Raw genomic sequence first — 1,382 nt, 5'->3', positions numbered from 1 at the left:
GCGTCGGTTGCAAGCAGGGTAAGCGGGAAGGGATGCCCGTACTGTGCGGGAAGAAAAGTGATGCCCGGTTTTAATGACCTTGCGACAGCCGATCCGGATCTGGCGAAACAGTGGAATGACGAAATGAACGGGAGCCTCACTCCCCATGATGTCGTGGGAATGAGCCACACCGCGGTATGGTGGACCGGGAAATGCGGGCATGTCTGGAAGGCGACAGTGGCAAACCGGAGGTATGGAAGCGGATGTCCTTATTGCTGTGGGAAAAAGGTCCTCGAAGGGTTTAATGATGCAAAATCGAACTATCCTGAGTTTATCGGGGAATGGGATTATGAGAAAAATGAATTTTTCCCGGAACAGGTCTCAGTTTCCAGCCAGAAGGAAATCTGGTGGAAATGCAGCAAAGGCCACTCATGGAAGGCAAAGCTTCCTGCCCGGCGCAATGGAAGCGGATGTCCGTACTGCGGGAACCGCAGGGTGGCACCTGGGGAAAACGATCTTGCATCCAGGCATCCGGAGCTCCTCAAAGAATGGGACTATGAAAGAAACAGGGGGATCCTGCCTGAAAACATTACCTATCAATCCCGTAAAAAGGTCTGGTGGATCTGTGAGAAAGGACATTCCTGGAAAGCTGAAATATATCACAGGGCAAAAGGAACGGGGTGTCCGGTCTGCGCCAAACTGGCGGACAATCATCCTGTCAAGGCCGGGGAAACCGACCTGGCAACGATCAGCCCCGGACTCGCGTCAGAATGGGATTACGGACGGAACAGGGGACTTTCTCCAGAACAGATCAGGCCGTTTTCAACAAGAAAAGTGTGGTGGATCTGCAGCCGCGGACATCATTGGCAGTGTACGGTCCAGATCAGGCAGCGTGGGACAGGGTGTCCGTTCTGCGATGGAAGGATCCACAGACAGTCAAGGCTGATATAAACAGCGTAGCTGCATAAAGAACTGAGGAGGCTTTTTATGGACAAAAGAATACGCTCTCCCACCTGATTTATCAGGTGGAGATTTACAACTGAATATGGAACAGATCAATCAGAGAGCCACTTGTGTACTGAACGTTCACTATTAACGAATCAGCATGCACCGGCTCTCTTTTTCTATCTCAAATCATTAAAGAAAGGAGAGAAACCCAACTCCAGAGATATGCATACAGAACGACAAAACGACGTATAAATCATGTTTTGGTTCTCCCTATATTGCAGAGAAACGACAAAATAACGCGTTTCGGGGGTTTGGGTTTCGGACTCCTAGTAACCGGAAAGGTTCCGACAGAACTCGCCATAGGCCGTCAGGCCGCATAAACACTGGACTACCGTGGTTTTGTCGATGATTCCGGGAAATCGACAAAACGGAGAAGAAACAAAACTATTTTGTCG

The 1,382-nt window shown here is 50.1% G+C and carries 1 protein-coding gene; it reads left to right on the top strand.

All coding sequences use genetic code 11. The features are described from left to right. Positions 1-930, top strand: a 930-nt coding sequence (locus tag VZT47_RS10420) for a zinc-ribbon domain-containing protein (protein ID WP_330224895.1), incomplete at its 5' end; no start/stop codon positions are given. Positions 931-1,382 lie beyond the last annotated feature (452 nt).

Source organism: Dialister sp. (assembly GCF_036343215.1).
Lineage (GTDB): Bacteria > Bacillota > Negativicutes > Veillonellales > Dialisteraceae > Dialister.
The sequence above is the reverse complement of the archived record's forward strand: the minus strand, read 5'-3'. Positions and strand labels throughout refer to the sequence as shown.